This is a genomic window from Mangrovibacter plantisponsor (assembly GCF_003182475.1).
Taxonomy (GTDB): domain Bacteria; phylum Pseudomonadota; class Gammaproteobacteria; order Enterobacterales; family Enterobacteriaceae; genus Mangrovibacter; species Mangrovibacter plantisponsor.
Window position 1 is genome coordinate 23,587 of sequence record NZ_QGTS01000018.1, and the last position, 24,614, is coordinate 48,200.

Here is a 24,614-nt window from a genome sequence, read left to right on the forward strand (position 1 = left end):
CCAGAATGAGTCATACCTCTCTCGCGGTGGAGTCTTCCACGCAACATGATGCCTGGTGGCGTATTGCCGAAACACTACTTGATGAAGCCGGTATCACAATTAATGGCTCGGGTGCTGCGGATATTCAGGTAAAAAACCCCAATGTATTTAAGCGTATATTGCAACAAGGATCCCTTGGCCTGGGGGAAAGTTATATGGATGGCTGGTGGGAGTGCGAACGCCTTGATCTCTTCTTTACCCGTATTCTTAACGCCGGGCTGGACACTAAAATCCCTCACCATCTGAAAGATGTGTTACGTATTTTATGGGCGCGGACAGTCAATCTCCAGTCACGCAAACGGGCGTGGATTGTGGGCAAAGAACACTATGATCTGGGAAATGATCTGTTTACCCGCATGCTCGATCCCTTTATGCAATATTCCTGCGGGTACTGGAAAACAGCGACTGATCTTGCCAGCGCCCAGCAGGCGAAACTGCGCCTGATTGGTGAAAAACTGCAACTGCGCCCGGGAATGAAAGTGCTGGATATTGGCTGCGGCTGGGGCGGGCTGGCTGAATTTCTTGCCCGGGAATATGGCGTGTCCGTGTACGGGGTCACCATTTCCCGTGAACAACAGGCACTGGCGCAACAGCGCTGTGCAGGCCTGGACGTGACTATCCTGCTCCAGGATTACCGCGACCTGAACGAACAATTCGACCGCATTGTTTCGGTTGGGATGTTTGAACATGTTGGCCCGAAAAACTATGCCACTTATTTCTCTGTTGTGGCCCGCAATCTCAAACCTGACGGGTTATTCTTATTGCATTCTATTGGTTCCAATAAAACGGATATGAATGTTGACCCGTGGATTAATAAATACATCTTTCCCAACGGCTGCCTGCCATCTGTGCGCCAAATAGCCGATGCCAGCGAACCCCATTTTGTGATGGAGGACTGGCATAACTTTGGTCCGGATTATGACAAAACGCTCATGGCCTGGTACCAGCGTTTCCTCGCTGCCTGGCCGGAGATTGCCAGCAACTACTCCCCACGTTTTAAACGGATGTTCACCTATTACCTTAATGCCTGTGCCGGCGCCTTCCGCTCCCGTGACATCCAGTTATGGCAGGTGGTGTTCACTCACGGCACTGAAGGTGGGCTGCGCGTACCGCGTTAATTCGGTACGCCCAGCAGTTGCAGGGCGTTGTCTGAATTTGTTTACTGACTATAATTAGTGACAAATTCATTTACCACAACGCCCTGGCTGCCAATGAACTCAGTGCTGATTATTGTTCCCGATGGGGGCATGTTATTTGAATCTGTCGGGGTAACCGACATCCTGATGCAGGCCAACGAACGTAATGCCTGTAGTGGCCTGGCGCAAGCGCCATATCAGGTCACCATTGCCACTACCCAAATGCATAAAGCAGTGCATGGCCGTTCCGGGCTGACATTGCTGGCTGATGCCCGGCTGACAGAGCTGGATCCCCGGGAATCACGCGGCACGATAATGGTCACTGGGCGTGGTGTGGATGCAGAGGAAGACGATGCAGTCGCCAGCTGGTTACGCATGGCGGCTCCGTATACACAACGTATCGCTTCTGTGTGTGGTGGCGCGTTACTCCTGGCGATGGCGGGTGTGTTGAACGGGCGTCGGGCCACGACACACTGGCGGCTGCTGGATTATATGGCGCAAACCTGGCCGGATATTACTGTTGAGCGCGGGCCAATATATGTTCAGGACGGCCCGGTATGGACATCAGCCGGTGTCAGCTCTGGCTTTGATCTCACTCTGGCGCTGGTGGAAGCGGACATGGGGCATGCCATTGCCCGCGAAGTGGCGCAGGATATGGTGATGTACCTGCGCCGCCCGGGTGGGCAAAGCCAGTTCAGCCGCTACCTGCCAGCCAGAGCCGCAAAGCCCGGGCCCATTCGCGATTTACAGGACTGGATTCAGGGCAACCTGGCTGAAAACTTGTCTGTGGAAAAGCTGGCGGAATCCCTGGCAATGAGCCCGCGTAACTTTAACCGGGTATTTTTACGGGAAACGGGCACCAGCCCGGCAAAATATGTTGAGCATGTCCGGCTGGATGCTGCCCGTGAGTGCCTGGAACGCACGCGCGAAGGAATTGAGCAAATCGCATTACAGACTGGTTTTGGTTCAGGAATCAACTTGCGCCGCGTTTTTGAACGCCATTTACAGGTTGCCCCCACAACTTACCGCGAACGCTTTTATGCCAGCACGATGGCTGAAATTGATCGTTAAATGTCATATTCGCCAGTCGCCGTACTCAGTACAGTAGTTAACAGAAACTGACTGAGGAGGTGTTTATGGTTAAGGTAGGCATTAACGGATTTGGGCGTATTGGCCGCAATGTACTGCGCGCAGCGCTTGGCCAGGATGATTTCAACGTCGTTGCAATTAACGACCTGACCGACAGTGCCACTCTGGCGCATTTACTTAAATACGATTCCCTGATGGGGAAATTTCCGGTCAGCGTGGAATCTGAGGGTGATAACTTGTTGGTGGGTGGAAAACCTATTCGGGTTTTTGCCCACCGCGACCCGGCAGAGATCCCCTGGCATTCGCTGGATGTGGACATAGTCATTGAAGCCACTGGCTTTTTTACCGAAAAAAGCAAGGCAGAAGTGCATATCACCCACGGCGGCGCTAAACGTGTGATTATCTCGGCACCAGGAAAAAACGATGACATCACCATCGTGCTGGGGGTAAACGATACCCTGTATAACCCTGAAAAGCATCTTGTGGTCAGTAACGGTAGCTGCACGACCAATGGGCTGGCTCCTGCCGTGCAGGTACTGAACCAGGCGTTTGGTATTGAATACGGCATGATGAACACTACCCACGCTTATACCAACAGCCAGGCACTGCACGACCAGCCGGAAAAAGATTTGCGTGGTGCCCGTGCCGCTGCGTTGTCTATCGTGCCGTATTCCAGTGGCGCGGCAAAAGCAATTGGCCGGGTTATCCCAGAGCTTGATGGCCGGCTTACCGGGTACTCTTTGCGGGTGCCGGTGCCTGTGGTCTCAATTGTCGATTTAAGTGTCAACCTGAAACGGGATGTCACCGTAGAGGAAGTGAATGACGCTTTCCGTGCAGCCGCCAGTGAAGGCCCGTTGAAAGGGATCCTTGGTTACAGTGATGAACCGCTGGTGTCCAGCGATTACCAGGGCGACCCGCGCTCTTCCATTATCGACGGGCTGTCTACCCTGGTTATTGGTGGGCGCATGGTGAAAGTCCTTGCCTGGTATGACAACGAATGGGGCTTTTCAAACCGCCTGGTAGACCTGGCACTGATGATGGCGCGCCTTGGGTTATAACGGGTTTATCCTTACTTTTTCCCGGTGCATTCAGCGCCGGGATTTGCTATTTTTCGCGGAATTTCTTAGCAAATCACGCAGAGTTCGTATCAATATCTCTTTACTGCGCCCGCGGCGGAAAATCAGGGAAAAAGGAGCCTGGTAACCATAATCGGTGGGTAACAGTGCCCGCAACCGTTGCTGCTTTACCCAGTTCAGTGCGTAATGTTCTGGTAAATACCCAATGTATTTTCCCGAGAGGATCAGCATCAGCTGTGCTTCCATACTTTCCACGCTGGCAAGGCTTTGTTTAAACCCTTTCTTGCCCAAATCTGCCGCGCTCCAGTAACTGCGTGTGACCATACGCATCTGGGAAATATGCGCCACTGTTGGGTGGCGAACCGTAAATAATTCATGCTGATCACTGCAATACAGCCAGTGTTGTTCACGGTACAGCGGGTGTGACACCACGCTGTTGCCTTGCAGCGAAAAGGTGCCAACAGCGATATCGAGTTCATTATTCAGAATGCCGTGTAACAGCGCATTCGGGTTTTTGATTTGCAGGTTAAGGTGAACCAGGGGAAACAGTTCACTGAACTGGGCAATGGCTTTACTGGCAGGAAGCATTGGGTCGGTAATTGTGGAGTCAATAATGCCCAGGTTCAGAGTGCCACTTTGTTCTCCGCGCAGTGACGCTGTGTAGCGGTCAAAATTTTCCAGTGTGTTCAGTAACGTCATACTCTGCTGTAAAAAGGCTTCACCTTTGGTTGTTAGCGCAAACCCGCCTCGCCCCCGGCGGCACAGCACAAAACCCAGTTTTTCTTCCAGCTCACTCATGTAATTACTGATAGCCGATACGGTTAAATTCAGCTCACCCTGAGCATTGGCAAACCCCTGGTGTTTGGCCACCGTAACAAAAATATGCACCAGCCGAAGATTAGGGAATTTCCCAGCAGCCATAAGCGATTACCTCTGTTTTATTCCATCAATTAGTTTTCCTTTTTCTAAACTAATTTTTTGCTTTTTGCTATTTTTTCATCCTTTCGCCCTGATGCACTATTTCCAGACACACCGGGGGCAGGGTTGCCTGCTCCGCTAACCAGGAGAAAGTGCTCATGGAGAAAGTGTATAACCAACCACAGGGTGGCAATGAAATGCCACGCTTTGCCGGGCGCGGCACCATGCTACGCCTGCCTTTCTGCGACAGCCCTGCTGGCCTGGATGCTGCGTTTGTCGGGATCCCTCTGGACGTAGGTACTTCACAACGTGCCGGAACCCGCTACGGGCCACGTAACATCCGCAATGAATCCGTGATGATTCGCCCGTACAACATGGCGACCGGAGCGGCTCCTTTTGATTCTTTGCAGGTTGGCGATATTGGCGATGTGCCGATTAACACCTACAGCCTGCTGAAATCTGTCGACATCATTGAAGATTTTTATACCCGGCTTAATGACTGGCCGCTTATCCCTCTCACTCTGGGCGGTGACCACACGTTAACGCTGCCCATTCTGCGCGCACTGGCGAAAAAACACGGCCCGGTGGGGCTGATTCATGTTGACGCCCATACCGACACCAACGACGACATGTTCGGCGAGAAAATCGCTCACGGCACCACTTTCCGCCGGGCGGTAGGAGAGGGCTTGCTGGATTGCCAGCGTGTTGTGCAAATCGGGCAACGTGCCCAGGGCTATGCCAGTGGTGATTTTCAGTGGGGGGTAGACCAGGGGTTCCGGCTGATTCCGGTTGAGCAGTGCTGGCATAAAAGCCTGTCACCCCTGATGGCGGAAGTTCGCCAACTGATGGGCGCGGGCCCGGTGTACCTCTCTTACGATATAGACAGCATTGACCCGGCCTGGGCACCTGGCACAGGCACTCCGGAAGTTGGTGGGCTCAGCGCCATTCAGGCACTGGAAATTGTTCGTGGTTGCCGGGGGTTAAACCTGATTGGCTGCGACCTGGTCGAAGTCTCCCCCCCTTACGATATTAGCGGTATGACTGCACAACTCGGCGCCAACTTGCTGTACGAAATGCTGTGTGTGTTGCCTGGTGTGCGTTATCAAGGAGAAACACGTCTGTGAATACTTTAACTTCAACGGATTACCCGCAGCCCCAAAGTGGTGACATTCCACGTTACAGCGGGCTGCCCACCTTTTTTCGCCTGCCATTTGGCGCACAAATTGCATCGCTGGATATTGGTGTGGTGGGCGTGCCCTGGGATGGCGGTACCACCAACCGGGCGGGAACCCGCCATGGGCCACGTGAGTTACGTAATGCCTCAAGCCTGGTGCGCCGGGTTCATCCGGTGACTTATCAGTCGCCTTACTCTCTGGCAAGAGTTGGTGACCTGGGCGATGTGCAGGTTAACCCGGTCGATGTGCAGGACAGCCTGGCGCGGATCGAAAACTATTACCGCACTCTGTATCAGCAGCAGGTTATGCCGCTGACAGCAGGCGGCGATCACCTGACTACATTGCCCATTCTGCGGGCGCTGGGGCGGGAACAGCCAGTGGGTATGATCCATTTTGATGCGCATTCCGATACCAACGATACCTATTTTGGTGGTGAACGCTTCACCCATGGCACGCCGTTTCGCCGTGCGGTGGAAGAGGGCGTGCTTGATCCCAAACGCACAGTGCAGATTGGTATTCGCGGCGCGCTGTTCAGTGAACATGACCACGACTGGGCCCGGGCCAATGGCATCACCATTATTCCCATGGAACAAGTGGCGCAAGAAGGTATGCAAACTGTAATGGAGCGTGCCAGAGCCATTGTCGGGATGGAACCGACCTATATCAGTTTCGATATTGACGTGCTGGACCCGGTCTATGCACCCGGTACCGGAACACCAGAAATCGGTGGAATGACCACGCTTCAGGCACAGCAGGGTGTGCGCCTGTTGCAGGGGTTGAACTTAGTGGGCGCTGATGTTGTGGAAGTGGCACCGCCTTTTGACCAGGGCAACCTGACCAGCATGACCGGTGCCACCATGATGTTTGAATTACTTTGCCAGCTTGCCGATGCGCATCATCGGCGAATGACTTCTACAGGAGCAATGCGATGACTCAGGCTGTTTCTCTTCGTGGTGTATGTGTGGCCCTGGCGTTAATGGCGGGCCTGGGCTCGGTTTCTTCAGCGGCCAGTGCGGCCGATGGCACATTGAAACCGGGGGTGTTAAAAGTGGGGGTGGAAGTCGCTTACCCGCCGTTTGAATCCTGGCAGGACAATAAAATTGTTGGGTTCGATGCTGAGCTTGCACAATTACTCAGCCAGCAAATGGGGCTGAAACTGCAACTGGCAGATACCAAATTCAGTGGCCTGATCCTCGGGCTGAACGCCGACCGCCATGACACAGTCATTTCCGCACTGTATATCACGCCAGAGCGTACAGCCCAGGCCGATGCCATTCCTTACGCCGACACTGGCGCGTACATCATGGTGCGTAATGACAGCACCATTGAACCAAAAACAGAAAAAGACCTGTGTGGTGTCACTGTCGGGTTGCAGCAGGGCACTTCCTGGGTGAAAAAACTGCGTGAGCTTTCAGACAGCTACTGCAAAACCAGCGGTAAAGGCGCCATTACGGTGAAAGAATTCCCTACCGCGCCCGAAACCATGCAGGCCTTGCTGGCAGGACATGTTCAGGCTCAGGTGGATATCGCCGGTGCAGTCAGCATGTTTGCTGAACGCAGCCATGGCCGGGTGAAAATCACCTCACCCAACACCATTTACCCGCAAACTCTGGGTATCTATGTGAAAAAAGGCAATGACGCGCTGAAAGCCAGCATGACTAAGGCCCTGGCAACTCTGCGCCAGAACGGGGAATACACCGCGTTACTGAAAAAATATGCCCGTTACGGCATTACGGATACCCAGGCCCGCTAATGGCAGGTGGTGTTAACCGGACAGGAGAGAGCAGCATATGACATTTAACTGGGCCTATTTCTTTTCACTTTTTTCGATGAATGCGTTTTGGCAGGCCTGTGTCACCGTGGTCGAATTAAGCGTGCTCTCCTGGCTGGCAGGCCTGGTACTGGGCTTTCTGATGGCCAGTGCCCGGCTGTCCGGGCCGGCCTGGCTGAAAAGTATCAGCCAGGTCTATATCTGGTTATTTCGCAGCGTACCTCTGCTGGTGCTGGTGGTGTTTGTCTATAACCTGCCGCAACTGTTCCCGGGCACAGGCGCTATTTTGGGCAACGCCTTTGTGGCTGGCCTGATAGCAACTGTGCTGGTGGAAACCGCGTACATGGCGGAAATCCACCGTGGCGGGTTGCTCTCGGTGGCGAAAGGGCAGCACGAAGCGGGCCATGCTCTGGGGTTTGGCTATGTTGGCATTCAGCGCCTGGTGGTTATCCCACAGGCACTACGCATCGCGCTGCCATCTCTTATCAATGAATTTATTACCATTGTGAAGCAAACCTCTCTGGTGTCGGTTATCTCATTGCCTGAACTGCTGATGACCGGCCAGCGGTTATATGCTGAAAACTTTCTGGTGATGGAAACCCTGGCGGCAGTGGCGGTTTACTACGTGTTGATAGTCTCGGTCTTCAGCGTATTGTTCCAGCTTGTGGAGCGCCGGGTAAACGTACAGGCTAAAACGCCACAAACCCTGGCGGACGACCAGCTTGCCGCATTACGTGAGCAGGCTCAACCTCTGGCATTACGCCAGCCTGCAACCCAGCACGGCAGCCCTGATGCACTGTTGATGAAGGATATCCATAAAGCCTGGGGCCAGCATGAAGTACTGAAAGGCGTCGAGTTACGGGTGGCACCCGGCGAAGTGGTCAGCGTGATTGGTCCGTCTGGTTCAGGAAAAACCACATTGATCCGCACCATTAATGGTCTGGAAAATCTGGATAAAGGTGAGGTGGTGTTATTCGGTGAAGGGTTTATTCAGCCTGGTAACGCCCGTAACCGCAAGGCGGAGCAGCAAGGTATTCGCCGCATTGGTATGGTTTTTCAGGGGTTTAACCTGTTTCCCCACTACACCATTTTGCAGAACGTGATGCTGGCTCAGCGCTATCACCACCAACCCGAAAAAGAGACCGTGCGCCGTGCTCAGGCACTGTGGTTACTGGATAAAGTAGGCTTGCTGGCACATGTGAATAAGTACCCACACCAGTTATCAGGCGGGCAGCAACAGCGTGTGGCAATTGCCAGAGCACTGGCGTTGTCGCCGGATATCATGCTGTTTGATGAACCAACTTCGGCGCTGGATCCGGAACGCGTGGGTGAAGTGCTGAAAGTCATCAGTGATCTTGCCCGGGAAGGCATGACGATGGTTATCGTGACTCACGAAATGGATTTTGCCCTGGCAATTTCGGACAGAGTGGTACTGATGAACCGGGGGAATATTCAGGCCGATGCCACACCGGCCCATATTCGTTGCGGGGATAACAGCCCCGCTTTACAACGCATTCGCCAGTTTATGGGTGTGAATGCTGCTGAAGTGGCCTGAAGTCTTCTTCATACAGGCGGTACTCACAATCATCGTAATAGTGGCCATTCAGTAAATAGCTCTGTTTGGTCACTATTTCACAGCGAAACCCCGCCTTTTCCAGCAACTGAATGGAAGCCAGGTTCTCTTTGAGTGCCAGCGCACTGATTTTCTTTATGCCGGGCAGGTTGAGAGCAAACTGGCATACCGCAGACAGGGCTTCATACGCATAACCTTTGCCCCGAGCTTCCGGCAACAGGCTGTAACCCACCGCCGCGGTATCAGGCACCAGCCTGTTGATATTCAGGCCAATATCGCCCATTGCCTGAGGATTGTGCTGTTCACGAATAATAAAATAGCAGCCAGGCTCCTGGTTCAGCAGGCGTTCAAAACTTTGCCGAATACCGTCTTCACTATCAATTTCCGCCATGTATTTCATGACGTCCGGGTTTTGGCGCAGCGCCAGGTAAAATGGCCAGTCATTGGCATTGAGTGGCGTCAGTACCAGCCTGGTGGTGGTAAGTTTGTTTTTCATCATGGCAATTACATATGGCAGAGTAATGGGAAGCAAAAAAAGCGCTGCCACCATACCACGTTTGCCCGGTTGTTGGTCTTGTGTTGTTGTGGGTTTTTACTTCACCATGACTCAAACACTGAACTTTTCTGAACTATGAATAAACTAGTTTTGTTAATTTTATCAATAATTTAATTTGGTTCATCTTATGCCCGTGCTTTCTGATATTTGACCCGGCTTCCGTCCGCCCGGTCACCGACATTGCCAATTCCGGCATCCCAGTTAAGGTCGGAATGGCGCTCACCGCGCACAAGAGTGTGGCGGCTGTTGGACGTGGGCGGCTTGTGGGTGTGGATGGTGATCGGCCCTTGTAAGAGATAGACAATCATACCCGTTACGGGTATATTTTAAGGATGAATTATATGGACATATTGAAACGAAAGGACTTTGCACGGTGGCAAGCGGGCGAAAAACTGCCCGATACTGCCTTGTGCAAGGCAGTCCAGGAAATGGAAAGTGGGCTGATTGATGCCGACTTGGGCGGTCACCTCTACAAGAAGCGGGTTGCGCGTCCCGGTGCGGGCAAGAGCGGTGGTTACCGTACCTTGCTATCGGCCCGTGTGGGTCACCGTTATGTATTCCTGCATGGGTTCCCGAAAAGCGACAAGGCGAACATCACGCGGGACGAGAAACAAGCACTGCAATATGCCGGCAAGGTATTTCTGGAGTTATCGGCCAGGGACCTGGTGAAGGCATTGCAGGCTGGCGTTTTACTGGAGGTGTGTTGTGACGAGCAAAATAATTGAATCTTTGCGCGGTGACCTGGCCGCATTGCACGACGCTGGCGCGATCAGCAAGGTGACGATGCGCGAGTTCGACGCGATTTGTCCACCGCCGGTGCGCGAGTTCAGCGCAGACGACATTAAACGTCTGCGTGAAGCACTGCATTTCAGCCAGCCAGTGTTCGCCCATCACCTGCACACCACCGCCTCGACGGTACGCAAGTGGGAACAAGGCGAAACGCGTCCAGCTGGCCCGGCGCTCAAGCTGCTCAACGTCATCGCTGACAAAGGCTTGCAGGCCATTATCTGATGCGAGCATGGCGGAGATACGGATAGAGAGCTAACCTACTGCTCCGCATATGACTTCAAGTCTCGTGTATTTTGCACAAAAGCTTGACGTCAGCTTTTTTTAGGGCACATCGTGAGTTGTGGTGGAAAGTTGCGCCCTGTGCTGGCGTAACCAAACCACAATACCAATGACTGCGGCGATGATACCGGCTGCCGCACCGATTCCCATCGCACTGCGCGCACCATAGTGGTCCGCCACCCAGCCCACAATGGGCGCGCCGATTGGCGTCCCGCCCATGGCAATACAGATACGCAGTGCCATCACCCGCCCACGCATGCTGGATTCAGTGGTAAGTTGTACCAGGCTATTCGACGTATTCATAAAGGTCAGCGAGGCAACCCCGGTTATGCCCAGCATCGCCGCAAACCACCAGTACCCCGGAGCTACAGCTGCCAGGATACAACCTGTACCGAAAAAACCGGCTCCCAGAATTAAGGTGGTAAAGCGCGGTCTCTCGCGCCCGGCGCACATCAGAGCCCCCAGCAGAGTGCCACACGCCATAACCGAAGAGAGCAAACCAAAACCACGGGCATCGGTATGAAATACACTGACGGCCATTGTCGAAATATAAATCGGAAAGTTAAGGCCGAATGTGCCAATAAAAAACAGCATCAGCAGAATGGCTTTCAGATCTGGCCGGCCTTTTACATAGCGCAACCCCTCAACAAAACTGCCTTTCTTACGTGCTGCCCGCACCTGGGGGTAGAGCTTATCTGCCTGCAGAAACAGCAGTGAAATCAGCACAGCGATAAACGACAGCCCGTTCAGCGCAAACGCCCAACCGGTGCCTACCGCGGCAATCACCAGCCCGGAAACGGCGGGGCCAATCATCCGCGCCGAATTAAACGAGGTAGAGTTGAGCGCTACTGCATTGGGTAAATCGTTATCGCCAACCAGTTCAGCAACAAAGGTTTGCCTTGCCGGGGCATCGAACGCGTTGGCTGTACCAAATAAAAACGCGAAGACATAAACATGCCACAACTGAACCAGGCCAGTAATAGTCAGCACCCCAAGCCCCAGCGCCAGGATGCCCATAATCGCCTGGGTGGTCAGCAACAATTTCCGCTGGTTAAAGTAATCCGCTGCAAAACCGGTCCACGGCAGGAACAATAGCGGTGGGGCAAACTGCAATGCCATAACGACGCCAACAGCCGAAGCATTATGGTCTGTCAGTTGCGTTAAGACTATCCAGTCCTGCGCCACACGCTGCACCCAGGTGCCAATATTTGACACAAAGGCACCGCAGGCCCAAATACGGTAATTGGTATTGCGAAATGAACGAAAAATCGTGGTGACTGACATAGCGACCTGTACTTAGCAATCTGTTTCTGGGGAAGAAGGCCGGTTGATTATTTTCCGTCACTGGCATCATCGGTCAGCCGGTTAATCAGGCCGATGGCCTGGGAAAGCGTTTCTTGTTCATCCGCACTGAGAGACGCTGAAATCGAACGGGTTAACCAGTCCTTACGCAGTGCCCGGCGCGGCATAACCCACTCATACCAGGCATCAGTCAGCGAAAGTAATGTCTGGCGCCCGTCATTTGGGTCCGGGCTGCCGGTGATGAAACCGGCTGCCATCAGGCTGTTAACAATGGCTGCCATTGATTGTGGTCGGATACCTTCAGAACGGGCCAGCGCAGAAACGGTTTCTGCTCCCTCGTTTTCCAGGTGATGCAGTACGGCCAGTTGTGAAGCAGAAAGCTCGCTCAGAGTGGATTGCTGGCGTAAGCGGCGGCGGAGTTTGCGCATTGCCGTTTGCAGAGACTGGGCCAGCATGGCGCTTTGTTCTGAAGGGATGGGTGTATTCATGTGTATTTCACTGTCAGTTAGTTGTGTTCTTCATACTTCAAATTATCTACAGCTAAACTGTACAGTTAAACTGAAAAGTTTTCCTGTATAAAAAAACAAAACCGCACGGAATGCCTCATGCGGTTTTGGGCGTGATGATGTAAAAAGGCCGGGAAACCTGTGATTTTCCCGGCAAAGCTCTGCGTTATTGACTTGTTATTATTAGAATGTTTCCCAGTTTTCCCCGGTGTTGGCGGTAATCGCCTTCACGCCCTGGGTCGGTTTTAGCGCCGGCTTTCTCACTTCAGAATTCGTTTTGGCGGTATAGCTGCTGCCAAGGTCAAACACCGCAATCGCACCGGTCAGATGTTCTGCTTCCATCTCCAGCGCAGCGGCACTGGTTGCAGCCTGCTGAACCTGGGCAGCGTTCTGTTGGGTGACGCTATCCATCGCGTTCATCGCCTGGCCGATTTGGTCAATACCACGAGACTGTTCATCAGAGGCGACGGAGATTTCGCCCATCAATTCGCGAACCCGGCTGACAGAAGCAATGATGGTTTCCATCGCTTTACCCGCTTCCTGTACCTGGCCTGCACCGGCGGTAACCCGGCTGACAGATTCACTGATTAAGCCTTCAATCTCTTTAGCAGCCTGGGCACTGCGCTGCGCCAGGGAGCGCACTTCACTGGCGACGACAGCAAAACCGCGCCCTTGTTCGCCTGCTCTGGCTGCTTCAACGGCCGCATTCAGTGCCAGAATATTGGTCTGGAACGAGATGCTGTTAATCACACTGGTGATATCAGCGATTTTTTGCGAGCTTTCGGAAATCCCTGCCATGGTTTTCACCACAGTATTGGTGATTTCACCGCCTTTTTGGGCAATCCCCTGGGCTTCATCGGTTAACTGGCGTGCCTGGTGTACGTTTTCCGCGTTGTTTTTCACGGTGGAAGTCAGTTCTTCCATACTGGCGGCAGTCTGTTGCAGCGCCGCTGCCTGCTGGTCGGTACGGCCAGAGAGTTCTTCGTTACCTTTGCGGATCTGGCTGGTGCTGGTGTAAATGGTGCCAGAGCTGTCGCGGATTACGGTAACCGTATCGCGCAGGCTGTCTTGCATACTGCGAATGTAGGGAATCAGTTGCCCGGCGCAGTTGCGGCCAAAGTCATCAATATTATGTTGCAACTGGCCTGCAGTTAAACGTTCCAGGTGCCGTTTGATGATGCCAACAGGGCGTACCAGGTAAGCGACCAGGTAACGGTCAGTGAGAAACAGTGTGACAATCCCCGCCACCAGGGCAGCCAGCAGGATAAAACGGTTACTGGTAATGTGGTCCTGAGCTTGCTGAACCATGCCACCAGACTGTATGGCCTGGGTGTATTTTTCAGCAGTAGCGCCAAACTGCACACTCAGCGGTGGGTATACGTGGCGAAATGTCTGGCGGAAACTGTCTATATTATTCGCCTGGGCATTTTGCAACATAGGGGCGATAGTGTTAAGCAGGGTTTCCCAGTCATTAACCATTTGCTGAACCAGGGCGTCATCTATACCCGGGTGCTGGCTCTGGCGAAACTGTGCCAGCATATCCTGGCTGATTTTCAGTGCCTTACCTGCGGAAACAAAGGTTTTCTCTGCACTGGCTTCATCACCAGACTGGCGGAAGTCTACCGCGCGTAACATGCGCGTCATGGTACGGAAGTACTGGTCATTGCCTTTAACCAGCATGGCATAAGTGTGTTTTTGTACCGAGTTCTGTTCCAGTAACTGGCTTACATCAGTAAAGTTTTTCAGGGTTAACGTGGTTGCCACCCCCCAAATCAAGGTGAACACGGCAAGGATAATCAACAACATTTTTCTGACGGTAATATCTTTTAAGATCTGCATAATTGGCTCCGGATAATCAGTGTGGTTATCCACGGTGGAAAATAAATGGCCAACATGAGACTGGCTTTGCGTTATTTGAAATTCAATTTCAAAAATATCCTGTCATGTGTGTTACGCAGAGTAGTTTACTATTAAGCCAGACACAGGTTTTGGTAATAAAATTCAGTCACAATTAAATATGTCAAAGGTCACTAAATACAACAATAAAGTGTGTTTGGTACTCCTTGCTGCATGGTGATTAATATACCCTGGATTACTTAAAATAGTCTTAATTTATTTATGATATTTAAATGCATTAATCACATTTTTTTGCTTATTTTTTAAATAATAGACAATAAAATTAACAAGATCGCTTTGAACTGATCTGTTATAAGTAATGGCGTGTACCCCTCCAGAGGTATCCCGTTAATACTTCAGTGTATGCGTGCTGTTATTTTTATAATTGTATTAATACTGATATTTTTATTGTGGTTTATTTTTTACTTAACGCAAATAAACAATACCGGAATAATTAATATAACCACAGCCTGGAGATATTTCTCATGGGCAGGGGGGGAGGGTATTCACATGGGGGTGAAAAATAGCACTAACTTGACCGTAGCCGGGATACGCTTACTGCGATTTCTGCTAATTTATCTCCCTTAAGGTATTTCTTGCTTGCAACCTGCACAGAGAAAGCGTCAGATACCTGAGCCCATTTAGCCGGCGCGGGGCGAGCCTGGTTGTAAACAGGCAAACCGGCATTTCCCGGCGGTTCCCTCCCGTACCAGTCACCGCCGCGTATTGAATCTTGAGAAGGTAACCATCATGGCGAAAGTGACATTTCTTGGCACCGGGGCAATGGGTAGCCGTATGGCAATGAACTTACTGAAAGCCGGGCATGATGTAACGGTGTGGAACCGTACCCCGGAAACCGCAGCACCTTTGGTTGATGCCGGGGCCTGCCAGGCTTTTACGCCACGAGAAGCCGTTGAACAGGCTGGTGTGATAATTTCGGTATTGCGTGATGATGACGCTTCCCGGGAAGTGTGGCTTAACCCCGAATGGGGCGCACTTGCGGGTATGCCTGCCAGTGCTATCGCTATTGAAAGTAGCACGCTGACTGTGGCCTGGGTGCGTGAACTGGCACAGATAATGTCTTCCCGCGACCGCCCGTTTCTTGAAGCCCCGGTTTCCGGTTCACGCCCCCAGGCCGATAATGCCAGCCTTATCTATTTTGTGGGCGGCTATGAAGGCTATGTCGATCATGTCCGTTCTTTATTATTACAAATGGGCTCCGATGTATTTTATGTCGGGAGCCACGGTGCGGCGGCAATGAGTAAGCTGGCGACCAACACGCTGATGGGGGTGCAGGTTGCCGCGCTGGCGGAAACTATCGCTATTCTGATTCGTGAAGGGGTGGATGTTGCCCGCGTGCTGGATGCTGTTGCAGGCACGGCTTCCTGGAGCCCAATGGCTGGCCGGGTCGCCCAGTCTATGCTGGCCCAGCAGTTTGCCCCGTTGTTTCCGGTGGAACTGATAGAAAAAGACCTGGATTACATGTTGCGCTCGGCCGATGAACAAGCCCCGGCAATGCCCGCAATCAGTGGGGCGCGTGATGCGTTCCGTGAAGCCATGGCGCAAGGCCTGGGTGAAGAGGATATGAGCGGCGTGGTGCGTTTATTCGTGAAATAAGCAGGCGCAAACCTGGTGGCACACCAGTGCCACCAGCCCGGGAGGAAAGCCAGCCGGGCTTGTGAATATCAGTTGTGCGTGCGGAATGCCAAAGAAGGGAAACTGGAGCGCGTAACCGCTGGCACGGCACGGTAATTTTCTTGCCCATTGACCCCCGGGTCTTCACTGGTAATCAGTGTCCAGGCATTGGCGGTATCCAGTACTGCACAAATCAACGCATTATTCAGTGCATGGCCTGATTTATACGCGCTGAAATGGCCCAGCAGGTTGTGCCCACCGGCAAACAGGTCGCCCACCGCATCCAGCATTTTATGGCGCACCAGCTCGTTCGGGTAACGCAGGCCATCCGGGTTTACTACCTTGAATTCATCCAGACCAATGGCGTTGTCCAGGCTTGCTCCCAGGCTCAACCCCTGTTTCTGCAAGTATTCAATATCTTTGATAAAACCAAAGGTACGTGCCCGTGACAGTTCAGCCACATAACGTTCCGGAGTCAGTTGTAATGCAAACTGGCAGGTATCGGCAGCAATGGCCGGGTGGTTAAACTCAATGGTGAAATCCAGGCTAAAACCAGTGCCAGGTTCCAGCATGGCCCATTTGTCGCCATCTGTTACTCGCACAGGTTTAGTAATTTTCAGGAAGGATTTTGCTTCCTGCTGGTCCTGAACACCGGCCTGGAGCAGCAGGTACACGAACGGGTTGGAGCTCCCGTCCATAATCGGCACCTCGGCGGCATCCAGTTCGACATACAGGTTATCAATACCTAACCCGGCAATGGCGGAAGAGAGGTGTTCGATAGTCGAAATGCGTACACCGTTATCATTGAATAAATTGGTAGCGAGAACGGCATCTTTAATCCGATGTGCGCGTAACGGGATCTCTTCGGCAGGGGAAAGATCGACACGGCGAAACACAACACCTGTGTTAACTGGTGCCGGAGAGAGTTTCATATGCACTTTTTTCCCACTGTGCAGACCAATCCCAGTGGTTTCAATATGCTGGCTAATTGTTTTTTGTTTTAACATGGCAGTTTGGCAATGCACGAAAACGTCATTATACGCAATTAAGGATATCCCTGGGAACATCACTTTTTCGGTGGAGCACAATAACCACCAGGCCTGTACAGGGTTACCCGCCGGAGCATTAAGAATAGGCCATGATTATGAGGGAAATTTGCAGTGAGCGTGTAGATTATGCCACTTTTTTCGCGCCGGGTACTTTATGGTTTTACGCCGGGTGCAGCACAAGGAATGGCTGTGTGTGGGTGGTTTTCAAACAGCAATCAATGGCTAACAGACTGTGGCGGGTAAAAAATAAGCAGTGCAGGCTGAAGCTGAGCTTCACAGCCACACCGCTTATTTTTCCCAACACCGGTTTGGTTATCGCGCCGACTGAATCAGGGGGCCTTTATTACCGCCTGCTGGGCAACCACCGCGGCTTTTTGCTGCATACGGTTTTGCATCTGGTCGATAATGACCGCAATAATAATGACCAGGCCTTTAATCACCATTTGCCAGAACTCGCTGACGCCCATCATTACCAGACCATCAGCGAGAAAACCAATAACAAACGCGCCAATTAACGTACCCAGAATGGTACCTCGCCCACCTGCCAGCGATGTCCCCCCGAGTACCACTGCGGCAATGGCATTCATTTCAAACGCTGTCCCGTTTGCCGGGTGGCTGGCCAGTAATTGGGCGGAGACCACAATCCCGGCGATGGCTGCACAAAAACCCGATAAGGTATACACCCACACTTTTACCTGGCGGACTTTAACGCCAGAGAGCTCGGCTGCGCGTTCATTATCGCCAATAGCATAGACATGGCGGCCAAAGGGCAGGCGGCGGGCCACGTAAGCAATGGCGATGGCAAGAACAATCATTATCCAGATGGCCCACGGAATACCCAGTAATGTGCCAGAGCCGATTTCGTCAAACCCTGTGTTGCCCAGCAACGGGTTGCCTTCCAGCCCCGGGAAGGTTTGCCCACCCGAGGTCAGCATAGCCGCACCACGCAGTACATACATAGTGCCCAGCGTGCAAATAAAAGGCGCGACATTATAGCGGGTGATTATCCAGCCATTAATTGCGCCAATAAATGCACCAATCAGTAAGACAACAGGGACGATGACCCAGACACTGGGAAAGATAGCAATGCCAAACATTGGCAGGACGATGCCTTTGGTTATCAGCCAGCCAGCTATCATTCCGCACAAACCGAGAGTGGCGCCAATGGAAAGGTCAATGCCCGCCGTGATGATGACAAAGGTAATCCCCAGAGCCAGAAACGCATTGATAGCAATATGCTTAATCATAATGACCAGGCTGCCGGTTGCCAGAAAGCCAGGTACGGTTAACGTAAAAAAGCCGACAATTAAAAACAACGCAATAAACGTGCGCAGTTTCAGTGCCAGTAACAGTAACCCTTCACGGGAGCGGGAAGGGGAAGGTGAAGGTGTGGCTAATGTTTCGGAAGATGTTGTTTTCATTTCAGAACCCCTGAGCACTTGCGCTAACCAGAGCTGCTTCTTCAGCCTGATTGCGGGGAATATTGGCAGTAAGCTTGCCACCGGACATAACAAGAATACGGTCTGACACAGACATGATTTCTTTCAGATCAGAGGTTGAGAAGATAACCGCGATACCCTGTTCAGATAAGTTGACCATCATGCGAAAGACATCGGCTTTGGCACCAATATCAATCCCGCGCGTGGGTTCATCCAGTAACAGCACTTTGGGGTTGGTCAGCAAGGCACGGCCAATCACCACTTTTTGCTGGTTTCCTCCGCTCAGTGCCTGTATTTCTACTTCCGGAGAAGAAACTTTAATGGATAAATTGCCAATGGTACTGGCAACCACCGCGGCTTCTTCTTTAGTGGCAATGGCGAAGTGTTTTTGCAGGCGACGCCACAGGCTGGCTATAGTCAGGTTCGTTGCTACCGATGACACCGGGAAAATACCGGTTCGTTTCCGGTCTTCAGGCACCATGCTCATCCCCATTCGAATACGCTCTGCGGTACTGAGCCGCTGGGGGACGGGTTTACTGTCCAGCCAGAGCCTGCCATGGTAAGTGCGCTCAGCGCCCAGCAGGCATTCGAACAACTCTGTTCTTCCTGCGCCCATCAGGCCATAAATACCGACAATTTCCCCGGCCTTAATCGACAGACTGACGTCATCCACCACTTTATGGCCCAGAGAATTGACGCAGGTAATATGCTCCGCTTCAAGCACCGGCGCGCCAAAGGTTCTTTCTTCCGGCAAAAAGCGTGATACAGGCTCACTTCCCAGCATTTCGCGCACAATCCATGGTACGTCGATGTCGCAAACTTTCGCTTCCGCCTGAAATTTTCCATCGCGCAGAATCGTAATGACATCGCCAATCGCCATCAGCTCTTCAAGGCGGTGGGAAATATAGATGATGGAAACGCCCTGGCGCGTCAGTTCACGGATAACCCGGAACAAAATACTGACTTCTGTTTTGCTCAACGCCGAGGTGGGTTCATCCAGAATCAAAATATCTGCGTTTTCTGCCAGTGCCTTGGCAATTTCCACCAGTTGCTGCTGGCCAACTTTCAGGTTCCCGACCAGTTCGCGTGGTGAAATGGGCTGATCAAGGCGCGCAAGTAATTGCTGAGCAATCTCCTCCTGTTCTGCTTCCCGGATAGGGGTCAGCCCGGACTGGTGTTCGCGGCCGAGAAAAATGTTTTCCGCCACTGTCAGATTTTCAAACAGGTTCAGCTCCTGGTGAACCATACCAATACCTTTGGCGGCGGCATCCCGGGTGTTGGCGAAGTGAACCGGTTCGTTGTTGAGAAATATTTCCCCGGCACTGGGTGGCTGAACCCCGGCAAGGATCTTCATCAGTGTTGATTTCCCGGCACCATTTTCGCCAATAATCACATTGACCTTACCGCGCCAGACGTTGTAATTGACGTTATCCAGGGCAATAGTGCCAGGGAAAACCCGGGAGATACCCCGGGTGCGTAAAATGATGTCATCCTGGTGTAATGCGTTCATTGCGCGGCCTCTTCAGTTAAGCTGAGCGCCACTGCGTCCGTGACTTTACCCTGAGCAATGGTCACAGCCAGCAATGCGCTAACCTGTTTCCCCATCCATGCCGTATCTACCTGCGGTAAGTGGCTTGCGGCTTCACGGTTATAGGCTTTGGAAAGCTGAGCGAACTGCACCTGATTTGTGAAATCCTCAAACTGGAACCCTGCCGCATCACGGATAGTGTTACCGCGAATAACCGGGCCAATTTGCACCAGAAGAGGCTTAGCATCGACCATAATGGTTATCTTCTTCTCCCGCTCATTCTGGGTATCTTCACCAGTTACCGGTCCTGTCACCCGCAAGAAATAACTCTGCTTGCTGCCCGGCGAAGCAGACAAACTGGAGATGAATGCCGGTGTATCCAGAGCCTTGTCCTGTGCCGCCTGCACTACACGGCTTTGCCAGGTTTGCTGAGCAATTTGCTGGGGAGTCATGTTGTCATACCCAGGCGCACTGTCTGCGGCTTTTGGCAACATGGGGTTCCCATTGGCATCCAGTTTCACTACATCACAGGCTGTCAGTAACAGGATTGCGCAGGCAGCCAGCACATTTCCCCATCGTTTGAGTGACATAAAACCTCCACCCGGTTATTTGCTCAGGTTGAATAAACTGAGTTTTTTCGCATTAGAGGAATCAATCAGAACGCAATCCATCAATTGCTTTTCTGTTTTTTCCGCTTTGCCGTGAGTGAGGTAATAGTCGGCCTGTGAAACAGCCATTTGTGCCTGCTGCCAGCCAGGTTGCAGCACGGTTGCTTTGATATTGCCATTATTGACAATGGAGTCGCGCACATAGTCGCTGCCATCAAACCCAACCACGATGACATTCGTTTTCCCGGCTGCTTTCAGTGCCGCTTCAGCACCCAGCGCCATGGTGTCGTTACCGGAAATCACACCCACAATATTGGGGTTGGTTTGCAGAATGGATTCCATGCGAGTGAAGGCCTCTGTCTGGCTCCAGTTAGCACTTTGTTGTGCCACCATCTTCATGTCCGGGTAATCATCCAGCACGTCATGGTAACCCTGGGAACGGACGTGAGCATTGGTATCCGATTCACGGCCGAGCAGCTCAACATATTCGCCTTTACCATTAAGCAGTTTGGCGAATTTCTCTGCACCTAACTGCGCGCCCTGGTAGTTATTGGAAACAATTTGGGCAACGGCTACGCCAGTTTTATTTACTTCCCGGTCAATAAGAAATGCCGGAACGCCTGCCGCTTTTGCTTTCTCAAGCGGCCCAATAGTGGCATCTGCCCCGGCATTATCCAGAATGATGGCTTTGGCCTTACGGGCAATGGCGGTTTCAATTAACTGGTTTTGTTTATTTACATCATCATCATGAGAGGCAACCAGGGTGGTGTAACCCAGTGCTTTGGCTTTTTCCGCCGCACCATCTGCTTCAGCCTTGAAGAAGGGGTTGTCGTGAGAAGGGGTAATAATGGCGATAAGGCCTTTATCTGCAGCGTGAGCCAGGCCTGAAGCGCCAATCAGAGCAGCCATAATCAGGGTAGTACGTAGGGTCAGTTTCATCTTTATCTCCACATTGAATATATATTCAATAATGATTTATTATTCAAGGTAACCATAATTCGCCGTTTAAAAACTGTCTACTGACTTACAGCGCGAATTTCTTAAAAAGAGAAAAGGATCACGATCCGGGGGTTACCAGACGCTGGCATTAATGCCGTTAACGCAGGCAGGTTTGGGGTTTTTTATGAATTAAAACAGATTGATAGAATGATTATTTGGGCCGCCCGCCGCCCCGGGGAAGGGCAGCAGGCCGGTTATCAGGCCTGCCAGAGCGCTCTGGCTGTGGCAAAATCGGTTATCAGTACGTCAATGTACTGCCCGCGTAATGCACCACGAATGGCATGGCATTTTTCTGGCCCTCCAGCCAGCGCAATCACATGTTTACAGGCATGCACCTGGTTCAGTTCCATGCCAATCACCGGGTCTTCCTCTGGTGACAGTACTGGCTTGCCATCGGCATCGTAGTAGTGCAGGCAGATATCCCCCACGGCCCCGCGCGCTGCCAGTAACTGGAGCATTTCTTCGTTGTAATAGTTTCCGGAATTTTTCAATAACTGCGAGGGTTCCAGTTCACCAATGCCAACAATGGCGATATCAACGGCAGAAAATTTACTTACCGCTGCGGCGACATCGGGGCTGCTCATCAACCGTGCCCGCTCTTCCACTGAATGCTCAATACTTTGAGAAGGCAGTAACCAGGCGGGGCAGGAGAGATGTGCGGCAAGTTGCTGGGTCAGGATAGTTGCCTGAACATTGCCATTTGGCCCTACGCCCCCGAGTAGCTGAATAACCCCCTGAGCGCGAACACTTTGCGGGTGCATTTCATCCACCATGCAACGAATGGTGCTGCTCCAGGAAGAAATGCCCACCATATCTTCCGGGCGAATACGGGTTTCTACATAGTGCGCGGCAGCGCTACCAATGGCATGCTTAATTTGTGCGGCGGTGGCCTCTTCACCTGCATCGACAATAATGGCCTGGCTCAGGGCGTATTTCTGCTCAAGGGATTTTTCCAGCTCAACAAAAATATTGGTGGGCTGAACTACGGTGATTTTCACCAGGCCTTCCTTCTGGCAGCGCGTCAGGGCGCGCGAGACAAAGGATTGCGACAGGTGCAGCAAAGAGGCAATCTCAGATTGCTTTTTATTCTCGCTGTAATAAAGCGTCGCGATTTTTACCAGCAGACGCTGATCATCCTGCTTCGACATGGCATTCCCCTTGATTTACTTGATGGTATTTTTATTCATTGCTGCATAGATAACAAGCCGTTGTCCAAAACGGGTCCGTTTTCAAATGTGATCATTTTCTCTTTTTGCTAACTTTCGCGTGCTGGTGGATAGACAAATGCCAGCCAGCGGCATACGCTGTTATTGAATATTAAGTCATATATGAATATATATTCAATGGCATTCTCACTTAAGTCTTACGGGTATGTTCGGGGAAAACCGTCTTTTTTATATCTTCCTTGAATAAATATTCCATAAAGACTAAAAATTCACGAGGTACAGATATGAACCCCTTTAAGCTCTCTGTAGATGCGCTGGAGAAAAAGGCCCGGGCGATTCGCCGCCGAATCATTGTGTTGAATGCAGAAAGCCCGGCTGGTGGCCATACAGGTGCAGACCTTTCCCAGGTGGAATTACTGACTGCGCTGTATTTCCGCATTCTTAACTGTTCACCCTCACAGCAAAACAGCGAGACGCGGGATATTTATATCCAGTCGAAAGGGCATGCGGTTGGTGGCTATTACTGTGTTCTGGCGGAAGCCGGATTTATCCCGGTTGACTGGCTGGCAACTTACCAGCACGCCGATTCACATTTACCAGGGCACCCTGTACGCCATAAAACGCCGGGTGTGGAACTGAATACCGGTGCGCTGGGCCACGGTTTACCCGTTGCGGTGGGCCTGGCGCTAGCTGCCAAACGCAGCCACAGCCCGCGCCGGGTATTTGTCGTTACTGGTGATGGCGAACTGGCGGAAGGCAGCAACTGGGAAGCGGCGCTGGTGGCAGCTCATTACGGGCTGGATAACCTGATTATCATCAATGACAAAAATAACCTGCAGCTCGCAGGTTCAACCAAAGAAATCATGAATACCGACCCGCTGGATGAGAAATGGCGTGCCTTTGGCATGGCTGTGACTTCGTGCCGGGGGAATGACATGGCTGATGTTGTCGCAACGCTGGAAGGATTAAAGCCAGAAGGCAAACCCCATGTCGTTATTGCTAATACCACGAAAGGTGCCGGGATTTCTTTTATTCAGGGCCGGGCTGAATGGCACCACCGTGTACCAAAAGGCGAAGAGATCCAACTGGCACTTGAGGAGTTAAAAGATGAGTAATAGTGAACATTTAGCCACGGTAATGGTGAACGCCTTTATTGACGCCGTTGACCGGGGGGTAGACCTGGTGCCGGTTGTGGCAGATTCAACCTCGACGGCAAAAATTGCGTCTTTTATTCAAAAATTCCCGGGGCGCCTGGTGAATGTTGGCATCGCAGAACAAACGCTGGTGGGTGCTGCCGCAGGGCTGGCACTGGGGGGGAAAGTTGCCGCCACCTGCAATGCTGCACCATTTCTTATCTCGCGCGCTAACGAACAAATAAAGGTGGATGTTTGTTACAACAACACCAATGTGAAACTGTTCGGCCTGAATGCCGGGGCAAGTTACGGGCCATTAGCCAGCACACATCACAGTATTGATGATATCGCTGTTCTGCGGGGTTTCGGAAATATTGAGATTTATGCACCATCAAGCCCACGGGAATGCAGGCAGATTATCGATTATGCGCTGGCGCATGTAGGCCCGGTTTATATTCGCCTGGATGGTAAGGCATTGCCGGAATTACACGATGACAGCTACCAGTTCGAGCCAGGACGCATTGATGTGCTGCAGGAAGGCACCGATATCGCGCTGGTTGCTATGGGTTCCACAGTCTATGAAATCGTTGAGGCGGCAGCGCACCTGGCGGAACAGGGGATTCATGCCTGTGTCGTCAGTATTCCGTCTGTTCGCCCATGTGATACACAACAATTACTGAAGATACTGCGTTCCTGCAAGGCTGTTGTCAGTGCTGAAGAGCACAACATCAATGGCGGCGTGGGCAGCCTGGTGGCTGAAGTACTGGCCGAAGGTGGTTGTGCAATACCGCTGCGCCGCCTGGGAATTAAAGATGGCCAGTACGCGATTGCGGCAGACCGCAAAGCCACGCGTGCCTACCACGAAATTGACGCGGCGGGTATCGTGCGCCATGCCACCGCTCTGCTGGCACAGCAGCGCTAAAACAATAACAAGTGGGCGCATGCCCCGAAC

The 24,614-nt window shown here is 52.1% G+C and carries 23 protein-coding genes; 12 read left to right on the forward strand and 11 right to left on the reverse strand.

All coding sequences use genetic code 11. The features are described from left to right. Positions 1–5 precede the first annotated feature (5 nt). The 3 genes from cfa to gap all read left to right on the forward strand — a co-directional run bounded on the left by cfa (position 6) and on the right by gap (position 3,322). A complete protein-coding gene (cfa, locus tag DES37_RS21930) occupies positions 6–1,157 on the forward strand; it encodes a cyclopropane fatty acyl phospholipid synthase (protein ID WP_110027893.1) in 1,152 nt (383 codons plus the stop codon). A 93-nt stretch (positions 1,158–1,250) separates the two neighbouring features. Next, the gene (locus DES37_RS21935) at positions 1,251–2,246 is read left to right on the forward strand and encodes a GlxA family transcriptional regulator (RefSeq protein WP_110027894.1); all 996 of its coding nucleotides are present in this window, start codon (positions 1,251–1,253) and stop codon (positions 2,244–2,246) included. 65 nt (positions 2,247–2,311) lie between these two features. Then, a complete protein-coding gene (gene gap / locus DES37_RS21940) occupies positions 2,312–3,322 on the forward strand; it encodes a type I glyceraldehyde-3-phosphate dehydrogenase (protein ID WP_110027895.1) in 1,011 nt (336 codons plus the stop codon). A 30-nt stretch (positions 3,323–3,352) separates the two neighbouring features. On the opposite strand, the gene DES37_RS21945 is transcribed toward gap, so the two are convergent. Beyond that, positions 3,353–4,261: a LysR family transcriptional regulator gene (locus DES37_RS21945; protein ID WP_036110577.1), complete on the reverse strand. Its 909-nt coding sequence runs from the start codon at positions 4,259–4,261 to the stop codon at positions 3,353–3,355. Between the two features lie 155 nt (positions 4,262–4,416). Between DES37_RS21945 and speB (DES37_RS21950) the strand changes: the two genes are divergently transcribed. Genes speB (DES37_RS21950) through DES37_RS21965 form a run of 4 tightly spaced genes read left to right on the forward strand, consistent with a single transcriptional unit; the run spans position 4,417 to position 8,759 of the window. Then, positions 4,417–5,382, forward strand: coding sequence for an agmatinase (gene speB, locus DES37_RS21950; RefSeq protein WP_110027896.1), 966 nt, complete (start codon positions 4,417–4,419; stop codon positions 5,380–5,382). Next, complete coding sequence (gene speB / locus DES37_RS21955; RefSeq protein WP_110027897.1) at positions 5,379–6,365, forward strand: agmatinase; 987 nt, start codon at positions 5,379–5,381, stop codon at positions 6,363–6,365. The genes speB (DES37_RS21950) and speB (DES37_RS21955) overlap by 4 nt, the downstream gene beginning before the upstream one ends. Continuing rightward, positions 6,362–7,186, forward strand: coding sequence for an ABC transporter substrate-binding protein (locus DES37_RS21960; RefSeq protein WP_110027898.1), 825 nt, complete (start codon positions 6,362–6,364; stop codon positions 7,184–7,186). Before speB (DES37_RS21955) ends, DES37_RS21960 begins: the two co-directional genes overlap by 4 nt. 37 nt (positions 7,187–7,223) lie before the next feature. Continuing rightward, complete coding sequence (locus DES37_RS21965) at positions 7,224–8,759, forward strand: amino acid ABC transporter permease/ATP-binding protein (protein ID WP_110027899.1); 1,536 nt, start codon at positions 7,224–7,226, stop codon at positions 8,757–8,759. Here the strand turns inward: DES37_RS21965 and DES37_RS21970 are convergent. Beyond that, positions 8,728–9,276: a GNAT family N-acetyltransferase gene (locus tag DES37_RS21970; RefSeq protein ID WP_170123809.1), complete on the reverse strand. Its 549-nt coding sequence runs from the start codon at positions 9,274–9,276 to the stop codon at positions 8,728–8,730. The two genes, DES37_RS21965 and DES37_RS21970, sit on opposite strands and share 32 nt — an antisense overlap. Positions 9,277–9,674: 398 nt before the next feature. Between DES37_RS21970 and DES37_RS21975 the strand changes: the two genes are divergently transcribed. Then, a complete protein-coding gene (locus tag DES37_RS21975) occupies positions 9,675–10,058 on the forward strand; it encodes a type II toxin-antitoxin system RelE/ParE family toxin (RefSeq protein WP_110027901.1) in 384 nt (127 codons plus the stop codon). Beyond that, the gene (locus DES37_RS21980) at positions 10,039–10,344 is read left to right on the forward strand and encodes a helix-turn-helix domain-containing protein (RefSeq protein WP_102654994.1); all 306 of its coding nucleotides are present in this window, start codon (positions 10,039–10,041) and stop codon (positions 10,342–10,344) included. The genes DES37_RS21975 and DES37_RS21980 overlap by 20 nt, the downstream gene beginning before the upstream one ends. Before the next feature lie 99 nt (positions 10,345–10,443). Here the strand turns inward: DES37_RS21980 and DES37_RS21985 are convergent, their stop codons facing one another. From DES37_RS21985 to DES37_RS21995, 3 genes are all read right to left on the reverse strand, one after another. Then, complete coding sequence (locus DES37_RS21985) at positions 10,444–11,685, reverse strand: MFS transporter (protein WP_110027902.1); 1,242 nt, start codon at positions 11,683–11,685, stop codon at positions 10,444–10,446. Between the two features lie 47 nt (positions 11,686–11,732). Then, positions 11,733–12,191 carry a MarR family winged helix-turn-helix transcriptional regulator gene (locus DES37_RS21990; RefSeq protein ID WP_110027903.1) on the reverse strand — a complete coding sequence of 153 codons (459 nt, stop codon included), beginning with the start codon at positions 12,189–12,191 and terminating at the stop codon, positions 11,733–11,735. A gap of 201 nt (positions 12,192–12,392) precedes the next feature. Continuing rightward, the gene (locus tag DES37_RS21995; RefSeq protein WP_110027904.1) at positions 12,393–14,048 is read right to left on the reverse strand and encodes a methyl-accepting chemotaxis protein; all 1,656 of its coding nucleotides are present in this window, start codon (positions 14,046–14,048) and stop codon (positions 12,393–12,395) included. An 807-nt stretch (positions 14,049–14,855) separates the two neighbouring features. Here DES37_RS21995 and DES37_RS22000 point away from each other — a divergent pair. Continuing rightward, entirely contained in the window at positions 14,856–15,722 is an 867-nt protein-coding gene (locus DES37_RS22000) for an NAD(P)-dependent oxidoreductase (RefSeq protein ID WP_036110545.1), read from the forward strand. A gap of 68 nt (positions 15,723–15,790) precedes the next feature. On the opposite strand, the gene lpxC is transcribed toward DES37_RS22000, so the two are convergent. The 6 genes from lpxC to DES37_RS22030 form a co-directional block, all read right to left on the reverse strand. Next, a complete protein-coding gene (gene lpxC / locus DES37_RS22005; protein WP_051691415.1) occupies positions 15,791–16,747 on the reverse strand; it encodes a UDP-3-O-acyl-N-acetylglucosamine deacetylase in 957 nt (318 codons plus the stop codon). Positions 16,748–17,118: 371 nt separating this feature from the next. Continuing rightward, complete coding sequence (locus DES37_RS22010) at positions 17,119–18,210, reverse strand: ABC transporter permease (RefSeq protein ID WP_110027905.1); 1,092 nt, start codon at positions 18,208–18,210, stop codon at positions 17,119–17,121. Position 18,211: 1 nt separating this feature from the next. Further along, positions 18,212–19,738 (reverse strand): sugar ABC transporter ATP-binding protein, encoded by a 1,527-nt coding sequence (locus tag DES37_RS22015; RefSeq protein WP_036110541.1) that lies wholly within the window; start codon positions 19,736–19,738, stop codon positions 18,212–18,214. Further along, on the reverse strand, positions 19,735–20,346 hold the full coding sequence (locus DES37_RS22020; RefSeq protein ID WP_036110539.1) for a DUF2291 family protein: 612 nt from the start codon (positions 20,344–20,346) through the stop codon (positions 19,735–19,737). The genes DES37_RS22015 and DES37_RS22020 overlap by 4 nt, the downstream gene beginning before the upstream one ends. 15 nt (positions 20,347–20,361) lie before the next feature. After that, entirely contained in the window at positions 20,362–21,303 is a 942-nt protein-coding gene (locus DES37_RS22025) for a D-ribose ABC transporter substrate-binding protein (RefSeq protein ID WP_036110537.1), read from the reverse strand. A gap of 257 nt (positions 21,304–21,560) precedes the next feature. Continuing rightward, complete coding sequence (locus tag DES37_RS22030; RefSeq protein ID WP_036110534.1) at positions 21,561–22,511, reverse strand: sugar-binding transcriptional regulator; 951 nt, start codon at positions 22,509–22,511, stop codon at positions 21,561–21,563. Positions 22,512–22,813: 302 nt separating this feature from the next. Between DES37_RS22030 and DES37_RS22035 the strand changes: the two genes are divergently transcribed. Then, positions 22,814–23,644: a transketolase gene (locus DES37_RS22035; RefSeq protein WP_110027906.1), complete on the forward strand. Its 831-nt coding sequence runs from the start codon at positions 22,814–22,816 to the stop codon at positions 23,642–23,644. Beyond that, complete coding sequence (locus DES37_RS22040) at positions 23,637–24,584, forward strand: transketolase family protein (RefSeq protein WP_110027907.1); 948 nt, start codon at positions 23,637–23,639, stop codon at positions 24,582–24,584. Before DES37_RS22035 ends, DES37_RS22040 begins: the two co-directional genes overlap by 8 nt. Positions 24,585–24,614 lie beyond the last annotated feature (30 nt).

Bases quoted from the DNA above. Each gene is read 5' to 3' on its own strand.
- cfa (WP_110027893.1), top strand. From the start codon at position 6: ATGAGTCATACCTCTCTCGCGGTGGAGTCTTCCACGCAACATGATGCC.
- DES37_RS22040 (WP_110027907.1), top strand. From the start codon at position 23,637: ATGAGTAATAGTGAACATTTAGCCACGGTAATGGTGAACGCCTTTATT.
- DES37_RS22015 (WP_036110541.1), bottom strand. From the start codon at position 19,738: ATGAACGCATTACACCAGGATGACATCATTTTACGCACCCGGGGTATC.
- DES37_RS22020 (WP_036110539.1), bottom strand. From the start codon at position 20,346: ATGTCACTCAAACGATGGGGAAATGTGCTGGCTGCCTGCGCAATCCTG.
- DES37_RS21945 (WP_036110577.1), bottom strand. From the start codon at position 4,261: ATGGCTGCTGGGAAATTCCCTAATCTTCGGCTGGTGCATATTTTTGTT.
- DES37_RS22000 (WP_036110545.1), top strand. From the start codon at position 14,856: ATGGCGAAAGTGACATTTCTTGGCACCGGGGCAATGGGTAGCCGTATG.
- DES37_RS22030 (WP_036110534.1), bottom strand. From the start codon at position 22,511: ATGTCGAAGCAGGATGATCAGCGTCTGCTGGTAAAAATCGCGACGCTT.
- DES37_RS21990 (WP_110027903.1), bottom strand. From the start codon at position 12,191: ATGAATACACCCATCCCTTCAGAACAAAGCGCCATGCTGGCCCAGTCT.
- speB (WP_110027896.1), top strand. From the start codon at position 4,417: ATGGAGAAAGTGTATAACCAACCACAGGGTGGCAATGAAATGCCACGC.
- DES37_RS21965 (WP_110027899.1), top strand. From the start codon at position 7,224: ATGACATTTAACTGGGCCTATTTCTTTTCACTTTTTTCGATGAATGCG.
- DES37_RS22035 (WP_110027906.1), top strand. From the start codon at position 22,814: ATGAACCCCTTTAAGCTCTCTGTAGATGCGCTGGAGAAAAAGGCCCGG.
- DES37_RS21975 (WP_110027901.1), top strand. From the start codon at position 9,675: ATGGACATATTGAAACGAAAGGACTTTGCACGGTGGCAAGCGGGCGAA.
- DES37_RS22025 (WP_036110537.1), bottom strand. From the start codon at position 21,303: ATGAAACTGACCCTACGTACTACCCTGATTATGGCTGCTCTGATTGGC.
- DES37_RS21970 (WP_170123809.1), bottom strand. From the start codon at position 9,276: ATGATGAAAAACAAACTTACCACCACCAGGCTGGTACTGACGCCACTC.
- DES37_RS21960 (WP_110027898.1), top strand. From the start codon at position 6,362: ATGACTCAGGCTGTTTCTCTTCGTGGTGTATGTGTGGCCCTGGCGTTA.
- DES37_RS21995 (WP_110027904.1), bottom strand. From the start codon at position 14,048: ATGCAGATCTTAAAAGATATTACCGTCAGAAAAATGTTGTTGATTATC.
- gap (WP_110027895.1), top strand. From the start codon at position 2,312: ATGGTTAAGGTAGGCATTAACGGATTTGGGCGTATTGGCCGCAATGTA.
- lpxC (WP_051691415.1), bottom strand. From the start codon at position 16,747: ATGTTAAAACAAAAAACAATTAGCCAGCATATTGAAACCACTGGGATT.
- DES37_RS21935 (WP_110027894.1), top strand. From the start codon at position 1,251: ATGAACTCAGTGCTGATTATTGTTCCCGATGGGGGCATGTTATTTGAA.
- DES37_RS22010 (WP_110027905.1), bottom strand. From the start codon at position 18,210: ATGAAAACAACATCTTCCGAAACATTAGCCACACCTTCACCTTCCCCT.
- DES37_RS21985 (WP_110027902.1), bottom strand. From the start codon at position 11,685: ATGTCAGTCACCACGATTTTTCGTTCATTTCGCAATACCAATTACCGT.